This window comes from Elizabethkingia occulta (genome assembly GCF_002023715.1).
In the GTDB taxonomy this organism is placed as follows: domain Bacteria; phylum Bacteroidota; class Bacteroidia; order Flavobacteriales; family Weeksellaceae; genus Elizabethkingia; species Elizabethkingia occulta.
Genome location: NZ_MAHX01000006.1, coordinates 124,329 through 141,504, shown reverse-complemented (window position 1 = coordinate 141,504; position 17,176 = coordinate 124,329). Strand labels below are relative to the sequence as shown.

Sequence of the window (17,176 nt, the reverse complement as noted above, 5' to 3'; positions counted from 1 at the left end):
TTTATGAATAAGATATTTTAACCTAGCTTTTAGCTTTTTTGTTAAAATATGTTCACAAGAAATGTGTGATATTTAATAAAAAACACCATTATTTGTTATTTATCCTTTATGGATTATTTGTTTTGTGTAAAGCTAATTTAAAAATTATTTCAATTAGTTTGATATATTTTCAAATATTTATTGATTTTGTTATGACATTTTTATCTTAGTTGTGTGCAATCGGTTGTATTCGTTAGCTTTACAGTAATTTGTATTAATTTAAAATTTAATACTTTAGCCTTTCAAATAACCATGTAATGAGACATTATTTTTTTTCTAGGGAACTCCTGGCTGGAGTCCTTACATTAGTTACGGTCGTTATTCAGGCTCAGGAACTACCTTACTGGAAGAATGCCAGTATTGTAAAAGTTAATAAAGAATATCCACGGACGCTCTTTATGACTTATGATTCCAAAAGCGAGGCTTTAAATACTAAATTCGAAAATAGTAAATATTATAAATCGCTTAATGGTACCTGGAAGTTCCATTTTGCGGATGCTTATAAACAATTACCTGAAAATATTACTGATTCTGCGACAAGTACTTCCGGATGGAAGGATATAAAAGTACCGGGAAACTGGGAGGTTCAGGGATTCGGAACGGCTATTTATGTTAATCACCCTTATGAATTTGTAGAAAGGGATCCTAAGACAAGACTGCCTAAACAAGCTCCACCTTATATGCCGGAAGAAAACCCTGTAGGAGTTTATCGTAGAGATATTGATATTCCTGCAGAATGGCTGAAGGACAGAACTGTTTTTCTGAATATTGGTGGTGCAAAGTCCGGTACTTATGTTTATATCAATGGTAAAGAAGTAGGTTATAGTGAGGATTCTAAAAATCCGGCAGAGTTCAGAATTAACGAATATGTGAAGCCCGGTATTAATAAACTTGCCGTTAAAATATTCAGATGGAGCACCGGTTCTTATTTGGAAGCACAGGATTTCTGGAGAATGAGTGGTATTGAAAGAGATGTTTACCTGTGGTCTCAACCGAATGTGTCTTTACGTGATTTCAGAGTGAAGTCTACTTTAGATGATACTTATAAGAACGGAATCTTCCAGTTGGAAATGTCAGTTGCGAATTACGGTAATGGAGATCTTATAGAGAAGGCAAACTATACACCGATTAAGCCAGCAAGTCCTGTGTTGGGTTATGAACTGCTTGATGCTAAAGGTAAGGTTATCGCTTCGGCTTCGGCAACAGTAAGTGTAAAAGGAAGAGGGGAGAATGATTATAAATTTCCTGAAATCAAAATTCCGGGAATTTCAACATGGACTTCAGAATCTCCAAACCTGTATAAGCTGGTAATGACGGTACAGAATCAGGCGAGTACACAAACCGAAGTAATTCCGTTTACCGTAGGATTCAGGAAATTTGAAATAAAGGAAGTAGAAGGTAACGGAAGAAAAGATCGCTTGTTTCTGGTGAACGGACAACCTATAAAATTTAAAGGTGTTAATATTCACGAACATAATCCGGCGACCGGACATTATGTAACCGAAGATATTATGCTGAAGGATTTCACATTGATGAAGCAAAATAACCTCAACTCTGTCCGCTTAGCCCATTATCCACAGTCCCGGAAGTTTTATGAATTGTGTGATGAATTAGGACTTTATGTATATGATGAAGCTAATATTGAAAGTCATGGAATGTATTATGGGAAAGAATCTCTGGCTAAACACCCGGAATGGCAGAACGCCCATCTGGACAGAACCATCAATATGTTCGAACGCAATAAAAATCATCCTTCAGTAAGTTTTTGGTCATTAGGAAATGAGGCCGGAAACGGAGTGAATTTCGATGTGACCTACAGATGGCTGAAAGAGCGTGAGAAAGATTTTATGAACCGTCCGGTAAATTATGAAAGAGCAATCTGGGGCTATAATTCGGATATGTATGTGCCACAATATCCAAGTGCAGCCTGGTTGGATAAAACCGGGAAAGAAGGATCTGACCGTCCGGTGATTCCTTCAGAGTATTCGCATGCAATGGGGAACTCCAGTGGTAATCTGGATTTGCAGTGGCAGGCAATTTACAAATACCCTAACCTTCAGGGAGGTTACATATGGGACTGGGTAGATCAGGGTATTGCACAGAAAGATAAAAACGGGAAAATGTTCTGGGCTTATGGCGGTGATTTCGGAAAAGATATGGCCAGCGATGGAAACTTCCTGATCAATGGTATTGTAAATCCGGACAGAACTCCTCATCCGGCAATGCAGGAAGTAAAGTACGTTCACCAGGATTTTGGTTTTGAGGCAAAAGATCTTTCTAAAGGATTGTTCAGTGTGAAAAATCGCTTCTATTTTACAAATACCCAGGATTATATCCTGAAATATAGTGTTATTGAAAACGGTAAAATTATAGCTGAAAAAGTAGTTCCGATGAATCTTGGAGCACAGCAGAGTATGGATGTGCAGATTCCGGTTAGTTCATTGAAGCAAGGGAGGGAATATTTTGTAAATTTTGATGTATATACAGCAAAAGCAACAACGCTGGTTCCTAATAACTTTAATATTGCCCATGGGCAATTCAAACTGCCTTCTGAAATTGTAAAAGAATCTTACAGACCGGCAACTGCATCGCAAAATATAAAAACGGACCAAAAAGGAAATATAACGATTATAACCACAGGGAAAGCTGTGTTGACTTTTGATAAAGCAAAAGGTATTCTAAGTTCTTATAATGTTAATGGTAAAGAATATTTTCAGGGGGGATTCGGAATTCAGCCCAACTTTTGGAGAGGCCCAAATGATAATGACTACGGAAGCTCGATGCCGAAACGTCTTCAGATCTGGAAAGAGTCGAGTAAAGATTTTAAAGTAACGGAAATTAATGCTGTAAAAGAAAATGATCATGCATTGCTAAATGCGACTTATCTGTTGCCTGCCGGTAATCTGTATAAGGTGCAGTATAAAATTTATCCGGATGGTGTGATGAAAGTAAATGCGGAGTTTACCTCCACTTCGATGGAAGCAAATAATGTTGAAGCTTCAGAAGCTACACAGATGGCAACCTTTACTCCGGAAATGAAAAAAGCCAGAGAAAATTCGTCCAAACTGGAAGTACCGAGAATTGGGATACGCTTCAGATTACCACAGTCTATGAATAAAATTCAGTACTATGGGAATGGCCCTGTGGAAAACTATACAGATCGTCAGTCCGGAGCCAGAATAGGTATTTATAATACAACAGCAGAGGATATGTATTTTCCTTATGTGCGTCCGCAGGAAAATGGTCACAGAACATTTAACCGCTGGTTCTCTCTTACAGATACCAAGAATGCTGGATTGTTAATTATTGCTGATGATACAGTAGGCTTTAATGCTTTAAGAAACTCTGTAGAAGATTTTGATTCCGAGGAGGCTAAAAACAGACCTTACCAATTCAATAACTTTAGTTCGGAAGAACGTGCCGCTAATTCTGATGAAAAAGCAAAAGATATGCGTCCGCGTCAGACCCATATAAACGATATTGCACCAAGAAATTTCGTAGAAGTATGTGTGGATATGAAACAGATGGGGGTTGCTGGTTATAATAGCTGGGGAGCTAAACCTCTTACGGAATACAGTATTCCGTCTGACAAAAATTATAAATGGGGTTTTACAATAGTTCCTGTTAAAAATACTCAGGAGATTGCTGAAAAAGCAAACCTGAAATATTAATTTAAGGCTTTTGAAAGTAGGATAAGTAATTCATTCTGCTGCCTGATAAGTCCGATTAGTTCGTTCTGATTCTGGATAATTGCCGAAATAGCCTCTTCCGTTATTCTGATTTCTTTTTCTGAATCAGCTGTACGGAGGGGGCTTTCGTCTATAAGTTCTTCAATATAGATATTGTAAAACTGTGACAGTTTCAGAATATTATCCAAAGACGGTTTCGTTGCACCTGATTCCCATTTGTTATAAGCTGTTTGTGATATTTGTAAAGCTTCAGCCAATTCTACCTGGCTTAACTTTCTGAAATTTCTTAATTTTCGCAATTTGGTGTTTAGTTTCATCTTATTTATATATTATAATGCTTGTGCTAATCATATGTTTAAATAGTTGTGTAAAACATTAGTTAATTAAAAATAAAACTAATGTACATTTTTTATCTCAAGAATAATTCACATATTTGGGAAAATATTATATATTTATTTAAAGCTATAATAGTATTTGTGTGTATAAATGGAAAAATAGTATCCTTTTTCTTATTATTTGTTGCTAACATCTGTTTTGCTCAGATAGCTAAAAAGCAGAATGAGATGAACGTGAAAAATAAGATGGAGGCAAGGCAACTTCAGGATCCTTCTGTGCCATCACCTCCGGTAAATAGTTTTCCGGCTCAGTATCCCAAAGGAAACAGAGTTTTTCTTCAGCTTGTGGAAAAAAATATAAATAAAGAATCTCTAAAGGGATTGCCCAAGAAGCTTGAGACTAAGATTATCATTAAGATTAATGATGATGGGACGGTATTAAATATTTCCACATATGGAGAGTACGAAGTTTTTAATAAGGAAGTTGAAAATGCAGCAAAGAAAATCGGAACAACAAAATGGACTGCAGGAAAGAGCAGACAGGGTGAAAATGTTAACGATCTTGTTAAACTACCTTTACGCTTGTTAATCAATAAAATACCAAATAAAACATTATGAAAAACCTTAAGAAAATTAAGAGAACAGAGCTTAAAGCTATTACCGGTGGAGGCGAGCCTTTACCAGACGGTTGGGGAGTTTGTTTTGTAAATGATGAACCAGTTTCTACTCCGTGCAATCAATTATGTCCGGACAGAACACAGCCTTTTTGTGCATGGTAAACCCGGGAGCAAATAATTAATAAAACACCAAATAAAATATTATGAACAATCTTAAAAAAATTAAAAGAACAGAGCTTAAAGCTATTATCGGAGGAGGAGAGCCTTTGCCAGATGGATGGGGAGTTTGCTATGTAAAAGGAGAGCAAGTTCCTACTCCATGTGATCAATTATGCCCTAACAAAATGCAGCCTACTTGTGCATGGACGGATCCGGGAACAAATAATCAATAAAACACCAAATAAAATAAAACATTATGAAAAATCTAAAAAAACTTTCAAGAACAAATCTTAAAGAAATTCAGGGCGGCGCCATTATTGGTGGTGGAGGAAGTGGTATAGGTGGTTGCGAAGCTCACTGGATTCCCGGAGATCAGCAACCAGAACCTGGTATGCCATATGATTGCGGATGCAGAGGATTGAAATGGTGTCCGGGAATGGGAGCTTGTGTTCACACAAATCAGATACCTAGATCACAATGCGAAACTGGTCTTTAATAAAATAATTTTTAACACCAAGCAAAAACATTATGAAGAATCTTAGAAAACTTTCAAGAAACAATCTTAAAGAAATTCAAGGCGGAACTTTTACAGGTGGGTGTAATTCTCATCTTGTTACAGTAGATGAAGCTCCTGGTGAAGGAATGCCTTATGACTGCGGGTGCAGAACACTGTTGTGGTGTGAAAAGTTAAGTGCATGTGTACAATCAGGACAATATGCTAAAAGCTGCAAATCATTGTAATAAGACATGTTGTACATAGATAATGGCCGGAAGAAATATCCGGCCATTTTATTTTTCAAAAAGTTAAGTATTACTTTTTTTACTTAATCAGCTTATTTTAATAATAATATAACCTGTATAGGTTGCTGATTTCGTATAGCTTCAATCTTTATCTGCCCTTTCCATTTAGAAAGCTGATATATATTTAATAAATCTTCTGCTTTTTTTATTTCGGTGCCGTCCATCATTCTTATGACATCTTTTTCCTGTAATCCTACTTTTTTTAACGGGCTATTCGAGTCCAGTTTTAAAATGATTCCGCCATTTTCATCAGGGAGTCCATAAGTGGACCTCTCCCCAAGACCTTCTACCGACTTTATTGTAGCATTTAGAAAATCAATAGTTGTTACTTTTCTATTGTTTTCTGTATTGTTTATCAGCACAGGAAATTCTGGTTTGGCAGCGATTTGCTTTAATCGTGGAATCTGTACACCAAATTGATCCATTGGAAAATTTTTAAAACCTATACGCAGAGCCGGGGAATTATTCTTTACTCTGTAATTGCCAATCTGAGGATTGATAAAATCAGGGTTTCCTGAGATACTGTGTTGATCAGTATTTCTTTTTTGTGCAGCTTGTAAAGCTTTTGTGTCCGGGAAAAGGTTATAATCTATATTCTTTCCCCAGTCTTTTATTTCATATGGGGCATAAGGTGCCATCACGATATTACGAGTAAAGTAATCGTCACTGTTTCTGAACCATGCGTGCGGGTGAAAACTATTGTTAACCATAATGTTGTTCTCGGCTTTACGTTTAAAGCCTTCGCGGAATTTGAGTCCGCCATTCAGCATCACATTGTTGTAAATATGATAATTGGAAGATCCGTCATCCAAATCGATATCCCAGCCATGATCACAGCGGAATCTGTTGTTGCGGATAACAGTGGTTTGATTGGCATCCAGTAAGATCAGCTCTGGGTGGGCAGTGGTAATGCTATCCATATATTTTCTGTCGGGACTCCAGAAACGATCCCTTCCCCAGGAATTAAAAGCGCCATGATCTCCGGTTTCCAATACTGTATTGAAGACATCATTGAATTCCAGAATATGTCCGCCAAAAGCGCCATCACCAATATTAATACCGGCTCTTGGTGTATTGTATATGCTGTTATGTCTTACTGTAATATTAGCTGCAATGTCAATTTGTATACCTGTAGCCTGTTTTTCAATCTTGCCTATATCATGAATAAGGTTATTTTCTGCAATACATTGCTGTGGGTAATGATTGGACTTAGGGCCGGGTGTTTTATCCAATTGTCCATAAGGTACATAATCCTCGTACCGGAAAGAAGGGGAACGTACAGCATCCGTTTCTCCTACAAAGGCAATTCCGCTGGCGCCGGCTCCACTAATATGGTTGCCACTGATGGTGTTGTTTTTATTATACCCGCTTAGCATAATAGCATTGCCACCTACATCTGTGAACTGACAGTCGGTTACTTTTACATTCCGGGTATTTTCCATGGATATAACTCCGCCTCTGTAGATGGTCCAGTCGCTTCGCAAAAGAGGCTCTTTGGTATCCATAAAGCTTCGTTCGTTATGCAAGAAGCCAATGTTCTTTATTTCTATATCTGATAGTGGTGAACCTTCTGTGCCTTTTATCTCGATGCTGTTTTTTAATCGGGAAACTGTTATGTTGGTTTGAGAAAGGTTTATTCCTTTTGGTGGATAATAATAGAGCAATCCTTTTTCTTTATCGGCGAACCATTCACCGGGAGCATTTAGCTCTTCGAATATATTTTCCACAAAACGGAATTGTTTGTGCAAAGGTGAAGGCCGGTTATTTTGCCAGCCGCCTTCCAGTTTTAGGTTACCTTTTTCATCAACATCGATTATACGATAATGAAATCCTCCCCATTCTCCTGAATGGAGTCCGTGAACATAACCTCCTGCAGGATTTTTCCATTGCTTCACGCGTTCTGGAGCTATAGCATCTGCTGAGGTTCCGTTGAATACTCTGGCATTGGCATCATAGTCAGGATAACGGGCCAATATCTGGAGCTTTTCATTTGCATAAAGCCTTTCAGAGCTTATATCTTGTGGAATAGAGGTGACATAAATATCATTTTTATAAGGCTTCCAGTCGGTCTTTAGTAATTGTCCCGCACTTATGAAAGCCTGCTCTCCGGGATAGGAACTTATTAAAAGAGACTTTGTTTTTAGTGTTTTATTATCCAGAACAATGGGCTTCTGAAGATAATAAATACCTTTTCTTAAATAAATAGTAAGCGCTTTTCCATCTGCTTTTTCAATTTCCTGTACAGCACGTTCCGGAGTTTTGAAAGGTTTGGTTAAAGTTCCGGGATTATTATCACTTCCGCTGGAAGAAACATACACTTTTGTCTGAGCATAGGGAAATAAAATCCCCAGCAGACAAAATAATAATAAGGTTAGTGTGTTTTTCATGGTTGGTTATATTGTTTTTTTGTAAATATAATTTAAAAAATTAATTTACAGGCATTTGTGTTTTTTTATTTGGTGTTTTAAAGCTTATTCGCTAAGAATAATTTCATAGTTTAGTAAAAACTTTTATACCATTATTAACCATGCGAAAATCACCCTCCGATTCCGGTGACAGAGTGTTGCTTTCTGTTACCGCAGAAAAGAGTCTTTTTCTGTTTAATACCCTCATTTTTATTTTTTTTATAGTTCTGGATCTCAGAGCTCAGTCTCTACCTCAGCATCGGCTTGAGTTTACAAAACTGGCGATCCGTTGGGACGAAGGTATCCCTTTAGGGAATGGAATACTGGGATCTCTGGCCTGGGAGAAAAATGGGAAACTAAGGCTTTCACTGGACAGAGCCGATTTATGGGATGAACGAGAGGCTCTGGATATTTCCAAGCTAAATTTTAAATGGGTTGAACAGCAGGTTCTGAAGAATGATTATAAGCCTGTTCAGGAGATAGGGGACTGGCCTTATGATAATACACCATATCCCACAAAATTACCTGCTGCAGCTTTACAATTTGATATAAAGAATTTAGGAACAGTGATCTCGAATCAGTTGGAGATTGCAACGGCATTGCATAGCGTGAAATTTAGTTCCGGAGTAGTTTTCCAGAGTTATATACACGCAACCCAGCAGGCAGGATATTTTAGTTTTGATCATATTACTGATGAAAACCTAATGAATGATCTGTTACCAAAACTGGATGTACATAATTATAATTCAGTTGCTACAGCTGAGAGTGACAATAGCCATGCGGGTGAAGGTCTCGAAAAGTTAGGCTATGCTAAAGGAAAGGTTAAGGAAGAAGAGCATACCATACGCTATCATCAGCCTACTTATAATGGTAGATTTTTTGAAGTTTTAGTAAAATGGAAGAAAATAGGAAAAGATAAACTGGCAGGGAGTTGGACAATTTCCGATAACCAGCCGGCCATACTTTCTTTACCTCAGCAATCAATAACGAATTCCGGTGAATGGAAAAGCCATGTGAAATGGTGGCAGGATTTCTGGAGTAAATCTTCGGTAAAACTTCCGGATGAATTGATTGAAAAACAATATTATCTGGAATTATACAAACTGGGAAGTGTAAGTCGTAAGGGAGCGCCGGCGATTACATTACAGGCGGTATGGACAGCGGACAACGGAAGTCTGCCACCATGGAAAGGCGATTTTCATAACGATTTGAATACTCAGCTTAGTTATTGGCCAGCTTTTACAGGAAATCATTTGCAGGAAGCAGTATCTTTTACAGACTGGTTATGGAAGATAAGGCCGGTAAGCCTACAGTATACCAAACAGTATTTCGGCGTAGACGGGCTGAACGTTCCGGGAGTTGTTACACTAAACGGTGATCCTATGGGTGGATGGATTCAGTACTCGCTTTCTCCCACGGTAAGTGCGTGGTGTGCTCAGTACTTTTACTGGCAGTGGAAATATTCTATGGACGATCGTTTTCTTCAGCAAAAAGCTTATCCCTATGTTCATGATGCAGCTGTTTATATGGAGAATATTACCCGTCTGAAAGATGGTGTGAGAAAATTACCGCTAAGCTCTAGCCCGGAGTACAATGATAATTCTGTTAATGCCTGGTTTAAAGACTGGACCAATTATGACCTTTCATTAGCGCGGTTCCTGTTTTCAGCAGCTTCGGAAATAGCGAAAGCTTCCGGGAAAGAGGATGAAGCCATGCATTGGAAAAAAATATTAGAGGAACTGCCTGATTATAATGTAAATGAAACAGGACTTACAGTAGCTCCTGGACAGATTATGGAATCATCTCACAGACATTTCTCTCCTTATATGGCTGTTTATCCTTTAGCATTACTGGACGTAAATCGGCCTAAGGACAAAGAAATTGTAGATAAGTCTATTCAGCATATAGAAAAGCTGGGAACCCGTGCCTGGGTAGGTTATTCTTTTACATGGATGTCTACATTGTATGCACGGGCTTATCAGGCAGAAAAAGCAGTAAAGCAATTACAGATATTTGCCTCTAACTTTTGCTCACCAAATAGTTTTCACCTGAATGGAGACCAGAAAGGAGGACAATATTCCGGATTTACGTACCGTCCGTTTACATTGGAAGGGAATTTTGCATTTGCTCAGGGAGTACACGAATTATTATTACAGAGCCGACAGGGATATATAGAAGTTTTTCCGGCAATCCCCAAAGACTGGAAAAATGTGAGTTTTACTAATCTGCGTGCGGAAGGAGCAGTGTTAGTAAGTGGTAAAATCGAGAATGAAAAGCTTATTACTGTGAAGTTATTTTCTGAAAAGGGTGGAGTATTGAATGTAAAGCTGCCTAATGGAAAAATACAACTGGTAGAAAGCAAAAATGCAAAAGCAGAGGTTCTGAATACAGACAAAACGGTAATCAACTTTAAACCCGGTGGTTGGGTTAGTTTACAGATCTACCGATAATATCCATAAAAAAAAAGTCCCGGAATATTCGGGACTTATCATTAATTAAACTGTTCTTACTTCTTTACGGGAGCTTTTTCCTGCTTCACAGGAGCTGTTTTTTCAGCCTTTTTCTCAACCTTTTTAGCAGTTTCATGTCCTTTCATTTCCTTTTTAGCAGGTTCAGACTTCTTCTGTGCTGGAGTTGTTTGTTGTGCAGTTGCATAACCTAGTCCAAGAACTAGTGATAATGCCATTAACGTGTTTTTCATTGTACTATTGTTTTAATGTTAGTACTGCGAACCTACAAAGAATTTTCATTACCTGTATGCGCTTAACCCGCTGTTTAACTGTAAATTAACACTTTTAAGAATAGTTTAGCGCTTCTTAAAAAATGATAAAAGGCCAAAAGTGCTTTCTATAAGGCTTTTTCAGCAGTTGTAACAGGAGTCTGGGTACGGGAAAGAATAAGTCTAAGTTCCTCTGTTTCTGCTTCTGTCAAAGGCTTTAGCGGACTTCTCAGGGTTCCGCCGTCTTCACCCAGAATATGAAGTCCGGCTTTAATAGCTCTAGGTAAACCTTTAGCTACTATAAACTTCAGTAAATCCAGCTGTTGATAGAAGAGCTGTTGGGCTGTTTCCAGATCATTGTTCTGTATTGCATTATATAGGCCAATATTAAGTTCGGGGATAAGATTCGGAGCAGCTGTACACCAACCATTGGCGCCTGCAGAAAATGCAGCCAGGGCTAGAGGATTGGAGCCATTGTAAAAAGCAACTTCCTCGCCCAGCTCTTTTCTTAAATAATGCATGCGTTGTACATCCCCCGTACTCTCTTTAATCATAGTAACGTTCGGGATTTCCAGTAACCGCTTTAATAAAGCAGGAGACATGTCGACACCACTTGTTGCAGGATTATTGTAAGCCATAATAGGAATAGATATCTTAGAGGCCACAGCATCGTAATGTTCTACAATTTCGTCATCAGTGAGTTTCCAGTAGCTCATAGGGATAATCATTACTGCCGTAGCTCCGGATTTTTCTGCAAATTGTGCATGATATACAGTTTTCTCTGTTGTCAGGTTAGATACACCGACCAAGGTAGGAACACGTCCGGCAACCTGCTGAATAGTAGCTTCAGTTACAGCTTCTTTCTCTTCATCGGACAAATAAGGTAATACTCCCGTGCTTCCTAATGGTGCAATAGCATGAGATCCTGATGTTACAAGGCGTTCGGTTAATTTTCTGAATAACGGAATATTCACCTTTTCATTTTCGTCAAACGGAGTTATAGGGTATGCTATAACACCTTTGAATAAAGTATTTTTCATTTCGTTTTTTTTATGTGGATTATAAATCTCTTCCTTCTTCCTCACGAAGGGCTACGCCCAGATTCTGTAGTTGTGGAGCGTTTTCACAAGCAATGTACTTTGCAGATTCTGTATCACTGGTATTTTGGTGTCTGTGCCACGCCCATGATGGGATATAGACTGCATCTCCCGCTTCCCATTCCACACGCTCGTCTTCTATTTCGGTCCATCCTTTTCCTTCTATTACATAAAGTACGGTTTCATAAGTATGGCGGTGACGATTGGTCAATTGTCCGGGTAGTAAACCGCCAATAGTCATGCTTACGTTTTTACTGGGAAGGTCTACAAAAAATACCGGATGTTTTCTTTCTGTGGAAAACTGATTGTGGACTCCTTCATTTTCCACATTCTTGTGGATAACATGGGTTGGCTTTACATAGACTGGCCTTGCAAAAGTCTGGTGAAAGTCTTTGGAACTGAATTGTTTTGTTTCTTCTGATTTTGACATGATTGATAATATTAATTGTGTTTTTGCATTATTGCTTAACAAAAGTATTGTAGATTTGGACTATTGAAATGATACAGTTTTTATAAAATAAGATAGTCCAGATGTTGAGACCGTGGAAATTAGAAATACAATTAGATTATCAGTCTGATAAAGCAATATATCTTCAGATTGCTGATGCTGTAATAGAAGATATACAATCCGGAAGGCTGAAGAAGGGAACGGCTTTGCCAGGCAGTCGTAAACTGGCACAGGATCTGAAAGTAAATCGGAATACAGTAGTAGAAGCCTTGAATGTTCTGTTAAATGAAGAATGGCTGGTTGCTAAAGAACGCCGGGGAACCTTTGTGTCAGATATTCTCCCGGTTTTATCTAAGACAACGAAACCAAAACATGATTCTGTAATTGAGAAAAATGAAAAAAGTGTATTCAGGATTAATTTTGATGACGGACATCCGGATAGTAAAATTGCTCCTGTTGCAGAATTAGCAAGAGCCTACAGACAGATTTTTAGCAGAAAGGGAAGATGGCAAATGATGGGCTATGGAGATGAGTTCGGGGATGCTGAATTTCGGAAGGCTATTGTACAAATGGCTAACCACCAGCGTGGCATGCAGGCTAGTGAACATGAAGTATGTATTACACGGGGAAGTCAGATGGCGATGTATCTTACTGCGCATTCATTATTTGAAAAAGGAGATTATGTAATTGTTGAAGAACCTGGATATAAGCCGGCATGGAAAGCTTTTGAAAGTGCGGGGGCCAGAATATTGCCTGTTAATGTGGATAAAGACGGACTTATTACCGATGAGGTAGCAAAGCATCTGCGGTCTGGCAAGAAGATTAAGGCTGTTTATACTACTCCGCATCACCAGTATCCTACAACAGTAACGCTAAGCTTGCAAAGAAGGCTGGAACTGATACATCTTTCCAATGAATTTGGATTTAGTATTATCGAAGACGATTATGATAATGAATTCCACTTTGGCTACCGTCCGGTTTTACCTTTGTCCAGTTATACAGAACTCAAAAACTATGTATATATAGGGACAATGAGTAAGGTTGTTGCGCCGGCATTAAGAATAGGCTATTTGATTAGTAATAATAAAGAACTTCTGGAGCGGGTGGGAACTCTGAGGAAAATTATAGATGTACAAGGAGATGCGATTATGGAGCAGGCTGTATTGCAATTGATTAATGATGGTACAATTAAGCGCCATTTGAAAAAGGCAACCCATTTTTATAAAGCTAAAAGGGATTTTGCAGCCGAATTGCTTGGAAAACATTTGAAAAGTAAAGTGGACTATCATATTCCGGAGGGCGGATTGGCATTCTGGATAATGCCTAAAAAGCAAATAGACTGGAATACCGTTTCGGAAGTACTGAAAAAGAAAGGTATTCGTATTGTAGCATTGGATCATTATCAACAGGAACCACATGACAGAGGTATACGCCTAAGCTACGGAGCGGTTTCGGAAGAACAGCTGGAAGAAGGTATAAAAGAGTTGGCAAAGTTTCTCTAATGTATTCCTAAAGGTATTTTATCCAAACTATTTTTATTTATTTGAAATTTATGAGTAAATCGGTTATCAATGATTATTTCCATTCATTGTTCACTATAAAAAAAGAAGTTGTTGAGAAGATAACAGAGACTTTCAATCATTTCGAGCTGGACAAAAATTTAATTTTACTGGACAAAGACAGTATCAGTACCAAGACTTATTTTCTGGAGAAGGGTTATGTGCGCTCTTATATCCTGAATGAGGATAATGAAGAAGTTACCACGAATATATATGAGGCACCTTGCTTTGTCAACGATTTTTTATCATTTTTCAGACAACAGCCTACAAAAGAAGTATACCAGACAGTGACACCATGTAGCTTCTGGGAAACGGGATTAGAAAATGTACAATCTAATTTTCATAATATTCCCGAATTCAGAGAGTTTAGCAGGCTTTTGTTTGTTATTAATTATTATGCTATTAATGACAGGCTTATTGCCATGTCCAGTCAGAAAGCAAAAACCAGATATATGAATTTATTACAGCAGAAACCTAGTGTATTTCAGCATGTTCCGTTGAAAATTATTGCTTCTTATCTGGGAATTAAAGATAGTTCGTTAAGCCGGATCAGGCGGGAAAGAGTGTAGCCTGTAATTTCTTTGCATTTGTCAAGTAATTGTATACTACTTAATACAGATATTTATCAAAAAAATATGAGCAAGAAAAATATTGTTGTAATAGGCTTGGGCGGTGTTGGAGGCTACTTTGGTTTTAAAATGAACCAGGTAAATGAAACAACGGAAAAATATGAAATAACGTTTGTCGCCAGAGGAGCAACATATGATGTTGTAAAAGAAAAAGGTCTTACATTACTTTCTCCTGAGCATGATAATGCTGTTACCAGACCAAATGTTGTATTGGAGAATATCGCTGATATCAAAAAACCGGATCTGATTTTTATTTGTGTAAAAGAATATGATCTGGAAAATATTTGTCAGCAGCTTATTCAGGTAATTACACCGGATACTATTCTGTTTCCTATGATGAATGGTGCGGATATATATGACAGAATACGAAAGATTATTCCGGATCACGTGATTTTGCCATCTTGTGTTTATGTAGTGTCGCACATTAAAGAAAAAGGAATTGTAGAGCATAAAGGTAAATCAGGTACTCTTATTTTTGGACGTGATCCTCAGTTAATATCTGCAGATATTGACTGGATAATTAGTCTATTGGAGGAAAGTAATATTAATTATAATTTTAAAGATAATCCACTGACAGACATTTGGGAGAAATTTATTTTTATTGCCAGTTTTGGACTTGTCACAGCTCTGCATAATTCTTCAATCGGATCAGTTTGCACTAATAAAGAGCAGAATGAGCAAGCAGTAGAAATCATGGAAGAAGTAAAACTGATTTCCAAGGCTAAAAGTATTTATTTGCCAGAAGATATTATTGCTAGAACCATGGAAAAGGCAGCTGGATTCCCTCCGGAAACACCTACTTCTTTACAACTTGATGTTCATTCAGATAAAGGAAGTAATGAACTGGAATTATTTGGCGGAGCGGTTATTAATTATGGTAAAGAATTAGGAGTGGATACGCCTGTAACACTAAAAATATATAAGGAAATACAAGCAAATATGGTGAAATAATTTGCTGACATATTGGAAGAATCTTCGGGAGATCAATACGTTTTCCGAAGAGTTCTCGAAGTGCTCTAAGACCTAGACATTCGTATGTAAATGTAAGGAATAGTAAATCTGAAAAATGATCTGTTATTTCTTTTGAATTATTCTGAAACGTAATAATTATGGGTTGTTAAATGCTTTTAGCTACCTATGGACTACAATATTTACTTAAATTTACTCTTTTAATTTTGTGAACCTTCTGAATGGATAAAATTATTGGACAGCTAATAGCGCATTTTAAAGAGATTGTTCCTCTGGATGAAACGGATATTAATGCTATTATCCCCAAATTGGAAATAAAAGAACTGGATAAAAAGGATTATCTGATTCAGCCGGGACAGGTTTCCAGACATATGCGTTTTATTGCAAAAGGGAGCCTGCATTCTTACTATACAGATGAAGATGGGCGTGAGCATACGGCACAACTCGGAATTGAAAACTGGTGGATTAATGATTTGTACAGTTATCTGAGTGAAAGCGCCTCTCGAATGTATATTCAGGCAGTTGAAAATACTACACTTGTTCAGATTCATAGGAATAATCTTGAATTGTTATATAAAGAAGTTCCTAAAATATCGGAATTCTGGAGATTGAAAATGCAAGGTGCTTATCTTATTCTACAGGAAAGAACTTTTGAAAATATGAGGTTCGATGCTTATACCCGATATCGGACATTTGTAAACAGTTATCCGGATATAGAGCAGCGTTTTCCACAGTATATGATAGCATCTTATCTTGGAATTACGATAGAATATCTAAGTGCATTACGTAAAAAACATATTGCAGACCGTTCTTAAGATATCTTAATTTTTATCGTTTATGTTCAATCTAGTTTTGCTCCTGTAAATAAAGAGAGCAAAATAATGACGATTAAACACATGGCAATAGCAGTATTTGCATTGCCTCTATTTCAGGTAAAAGCACAGCAGCTAACATATACACCCGATATTGTTTTAGGGCATCGGTCATACACTTATCTGCATAATGTAAGCTATCAGTTTAATGATAAACTAAAAATCAATAATCTCACCCTGTTCGATACAGAATATACCAAAGACAGGGAAAATATATTTTTTATCAGAAATACAGTATCCTATAATCTGACGAAGAAAATTTCATTTCATGCGGGGTTTGGGATGAAAAATCCGGGAGCATTTTTTACAGCCTTTGCTCAGTACCGGATTGCAAAGCCAACTTATTCATTTTCCTATTCTGTAGGAGCCACTTACCAAAAAGGATTTACCCTGGAACAATCAATTTCCGCAGAATATGCACCTTATCTGAATGATGATTTACAAGCCTACTTTAATGTTTTAGCTATTGCCAATCTTAACTTTGATGGTTATCAGAGAGGACTGCAGTTTTTTCGACTGGGACTGAAACAAAAAAAGCTGAGTTACGGTGTTGCCATTAATTTAGATCAATGGAATAACTCTAAAAAAACGCTGGAAAATATAGGCGTTTTCACTAAATATAGCTTTTAGGATATATACTGACTAAGAAAAAAATGGCGGTAGAAAATAATTTACGGATACCTCTATAAGCCTTTGCCTGTTTTGAAACTGAGTTCATATTTTTTACAGGACAAATTATAGTTTTCAGAACCCCATAACAGTACTTAAAAATATCTAAAATCTCCATTAAATCTTTTTTATAGCCTTGTTGTTTATGTTTTAGTGCTTTTGTTAGCAG

Annotated in this window: 17 protein-coding genes; 12 read left to right on the top strand and 5 right to left on the bottom strand. The window is 37.5% G+C overall.

Annotated elements, in window-relative coordinates:
* Positions 1-296 precede the first annotated feature (296 nt).
* Positions 297-3,710, top strand: coding sequence for a glycoside hydrolase family 2 TIM barrel-domain containing protein (locus BAZ10_RS04655; RefSeq protein ID WP_078771066.1), 3,414 nt, complete (start codon positions 297-299; stop codon positions 3,708-3,710).
* Here BAZ10_RS04655 and BAZ10_RS04650 read toward each other — a convergent pair.
* Entirely contained in the window at positions 3,707-4,045 is a 339-nt protein-coding gene (locus BAZ10_RS04650; RefSeq protein WP_078771065.1) for a helix-turn-helix transcriptional regulator, read from the bottom strand. The genes BAZ10_RS04655 and BAZ10_RS04650 overlap by 4 nt on opposite strands.
* A 246-nt stretch (positions 4,046-4,291) precedes the next feature.
* Between BAZ10_RS04650 and BAZ10_RS04645 the strand changes: the two genes are divergently transcribed.
* From BAZ10_RS04645 to BAZ10_RS04630, 5 genes are read left to right on the top strand one after another with little or no spacing between them, the layout of a single operon-like run.
* Entirely contained in the window at positions 4,292-4,681 is a 390-nt protein-coding gene (locus BAZ10_RS04645; protein ID WP_245803749.1) for a hypothetical protein, read from the top strand.
* Entirely contained in the window at positions 4,678-4,842 is a 165-nt protein-coding gene (locus tag BAZ10_RS18995; RefSeq protein WP_165689677.1) for a bacteriocin-like protein, read from the top strand. The genes BAZ10_RS04645 and BAZ10_RS18995 overlap by 4 nt, the downstream gene beginning before the upstream one ends.
* Before the next feature lie 41 nt (positions 4,843-4,883).
* A complete protein-coding gene (locus BAZ10_RS04640; RefSeq protein WP_078771064.1) occupies positions 4,884-5,072 on the top strand; it encodes a bacteriocin-like protein in 189 nt (62 codons plus the stop codon).
* 23 nt (positions 5,073-5,095) lie between these two features.
* Entirely contained in the window at positions 5,096-5,335 is a 240-nt protein-coding gene (locus BAZ10_RS04635; protein ID WP_078771063.1) for a bacteriocin-like protein, read from the top strand.
* Between the two features lie 32 nt (positions 5,336-5,367).
* Positions 5,368-5,580, top strand: a complete 213-nt coding sequence (locus tag BAZ10_RS04630) for a bacteriocin-like protein (protein WP_078771062.1) — start codon at positions 5,368-5,370, stop codon at positions 5,578-5,580.
* Between the two features lie 92 nt (positions 5,581-5,672).
* On the opposite strand, the gene BAZ10_RS04625 is transcribed toward BAZ10_RS04630, so the two are convergent.
* Complete coding sequence (locus BAZ10_RS04625; protein WP_078771061.1) at positions 5,673-8,027, bottom strand: PDZ domain-containing protein; 2,355 nt, start codon at positions 8,025-8,027, stop codon at positions 5,673-5,675.
* A 140-nt stretch (positions 8,028-8,167) separates the two neighbouring features.
* Between BAZ10_RS04625 and BAZ10_RS04620 the strand changes: the two genes are divergently transcribed.
* Positions 8,168-10,495, top strand: a complete 2,328-nt coding sequence (locus tag BAZ10_RS04620) for a glycosyl hydrolase family 95 catalytic domain-containing protein (protein ID WP_078771060.1) — start codon at positions 8,168-8,170, stop codon at positions 10,493-10,495.
* A 56-nt stretch (positions 10,496-10,551) separates the two neighbouring features.
* On the opposite strand, the gene BAZ10_RS04615 is transcribed toward BAZ10_RS04620, so the two are convergent.
* The 3 genes from BAZ10_RS04615 to BAZ10_RS04605 form a co-directional block, all read right to left on the bottom strand.
* The gene (locus BAZ10_RS04615) at positions 10,552-10,746 is read right to left on the bottom strand and encodes a hypothetical protein (protein WP_034870634.1); all 195 of its coding nucleotides are present in this window, start codon (positions 10,744-10,746) and stop codon (positions 10,552-10,554) included.
* 146 nt (positions 10,747-10,892) lie between these two features.
* Positions 10,893-11,804 (bottom strand): dihydrodipicolinate synthase family protein, encoded by a 912-nt coding sequence (locus tag BAZ10_RS04610; protein WP_078771059.1) that lies wholly within the window; start codon positions 11,802-11,804, stop codon positions 10,893-10,895.
* A gap of 19 nt (positions 11,805-11,823) precedes the next feature.
* On the bottom strand, positions 11,824-12,291 hold the full coding sequence (locus BAZ10_RS04605; RefSeq protein ID WP_021347083.1) for a cupin domain-containing protein: 468 nt from the start codon (positions 12,289-12,291) through the stop codon (positions 11,824-11,826).
* 101 nt (positions 12,292-12,392) lie between these two features.
* Between BAZ10_RS04605 and pdxR the strand changes: the two genes are divergently transcribed.
* The 5 genes from pdxR (at position 12,393) to BAZ10_RS04580 (ending at position 16,968) form a co-directional block, all read left to right on the top strand.
* On the top strand, positions 12,393-13,811 hold the full coding sequence (gene pdxR / locus BAZ10_RS04600; protein WP_078771058.1) for a MocR-like pyridoxine biosynthesis transcription factor PdxR: 1,419 nt from the start codon (positions 12,393-12,395) through the stop codon (positions 13,809-13,811).
* A 50-nt stretch (positions 13,812-13,861) separates the two neighbouring features.
* The gene (locus BAZ10_RS04595; RefSeq protein ID WP_078771057.1) at positions 13,862-14,437 is read left to right on the top strand and encodes a Crp/Fnr family transcriptional regulator; all 576 of its coding nucleotides are present in this window, start codon (positions 13,862-13,864) and stop codon (positions 14,435-14,437) included.
* A 66-nt stretch (positions 14,438-14,503) separates the two neighbouring features.
* The gene (locus BAZ10_RS04590; RefSeq protein WP_078771056.1) at positions 14,504-15,448 is read left to right on the top strand and encodes a ketopantoate reductase family protein; all 945 of its coding nucleotides are present in this window, start codon (positions 14,504-14,506) and stop codon (positions 15,446-15,448) included.
* Between the two features lie 239 nt (positions 15,449-15,687).
* On the top strand, positions 15,688-16,281 hold the full coding sequence (locus BAZ10_RS04585; RefSeq protein ID WP_078771055.1) for a Crp/Fnr family transcriptional regulator: 594 nt from the start codon (positions 15,688-15,690) through the stop codon (positions 16,279-16,281).
* A 66-nt stretch (positions 16,282-16,347) separates the two neighbouring features.
* A complete protein-coding gene (locus tag BAZ10_RS04580; protein WP_245803748.1) occupies positions 16,348-16,968 on the top strand; it encodes a hypothetical protein in 621 nt (206 codons plus the stop codon).
* Positions 16,969-17,176 lie beyond the last annotated feature (208 nt).

Bases quoted from the DNA above. Each gene is read 5' to 3' on its own strand.
- BAZ10_RS04585 (WP_078771055.1), top strand. From the start codon at position 15,688: ATGGATAAAATTATTGGACAGCTAATAGCGCATTTTAAAGAGATTGTT.
- BAZ10_RS04590 (WP_078771056.1), top strand. From the start codon at position 14,504: ATGAGCAAGAAAAATATTGTTGTAATAGGCTTGGGCGGTGTTGGAGGC.
- BAZ10_RS04615 (WP_034870634.1), bottom strand. From the start codon at position 10,746: ATGAAAAACACGTTAATGGCATTATCACTAGTTCTTGGACTAGGTTAT.
- BAZ10_RS04620 (WP_078771060.1), top strand. From the start codon at position 8,168: ATGCGAAAATCACCCTCCGATTCCGGTGACAGAGTGTTGCTTTCTGTT.
- BAZ10_RS04610 (WP_078771059.1), bottom strand. From the start codon at position 11,804: ATGAAAAATACTTTATTCAAAGGTGTTATAGCATACCCTATAACTCCG.
- BAZ10_RS04655 (WP_078771066.1), top strand. From the start codon at position 297: ATGAGACATTATTTTTTTTCTAGGGAACTCCTGGCTGGAGTCCTTACA.
- pdxR (WP_078771058.1), top strand. From the start codon at position 12,393: ATGTTGAGACCGTGGAAATTAGAAATACAATTAGATTATCAGTCTGAT.
- BAZ10_RS04630 (WP_078771062.1), top strand. From the start codon at position 5,368: ATGAAGAATCTTAGAAAACTTTCAAGAAACAATCTTAAAGAAATTCAA.
- BAZ10_RS04625 (WP_078771061.1), bottom strand. From the start codon at position 8,027: ATGAAAAACACACTAACCTTATTATTATTTTGTCTGCTGGGGATTTTA.
- BAZ10_RS18995 (WP_165689677.1), top strand. From the start codon at position 4,678: ATGAAAAACCTTAAGAAAATTAAGAGAACAGAGCTTAAAGCTATTACC.
- BAZ10_RS04595 (WP_078771057.1), top strand. From the start codon at position 13,862: ATGAGTAAATCGGTTATCAATGATTATTTCCATTCATTGTTCACTATA.
- BAZ10_RS04645 (WP_245803749.1), top strand. From the start codon at position 4,292: ATGAACGTGAAAAATAAGATGGAGGCAAGGCAACTTCAGGATCCTTCT.
- BAZ10_RS04635 (WP_078771063.1), top strand. From the start codon at position 5,096: ATGAAAAATCTAAAAAAACTTTCAAGAACAAATCTTAAAGAAATTCAG.
- BAZ10_RS04650 (WP_078771065.1), bottom strand. From the start codon at position 4,045: ATGAAACTAAACACCAAATTGCGAAAATTAAGAAATTTCAGAAAGTTA.
- BAZ10_RS04605 (WP_021347083.1), bottom strand. From the start codon at position 12,291: ATGTCAAAATCAGAAGAAACAAAACAATTCAGTTCCAAAGACTTTCAC.
- BAZ10_RS04580 (WP_245803748.1), top strand. From the start codon at position 16,348: ATGACGATTAAACACATGGCAATAGCAGTATTTGCATTGCCTCTATTT.
- BAZ10_RS04640 (WP_078771064.1), top strand. From the start codon at position 4,884: ATGAACAATCTTAAAAAAATTAAAAGAACAGAGCTTAAAGCTATTATC.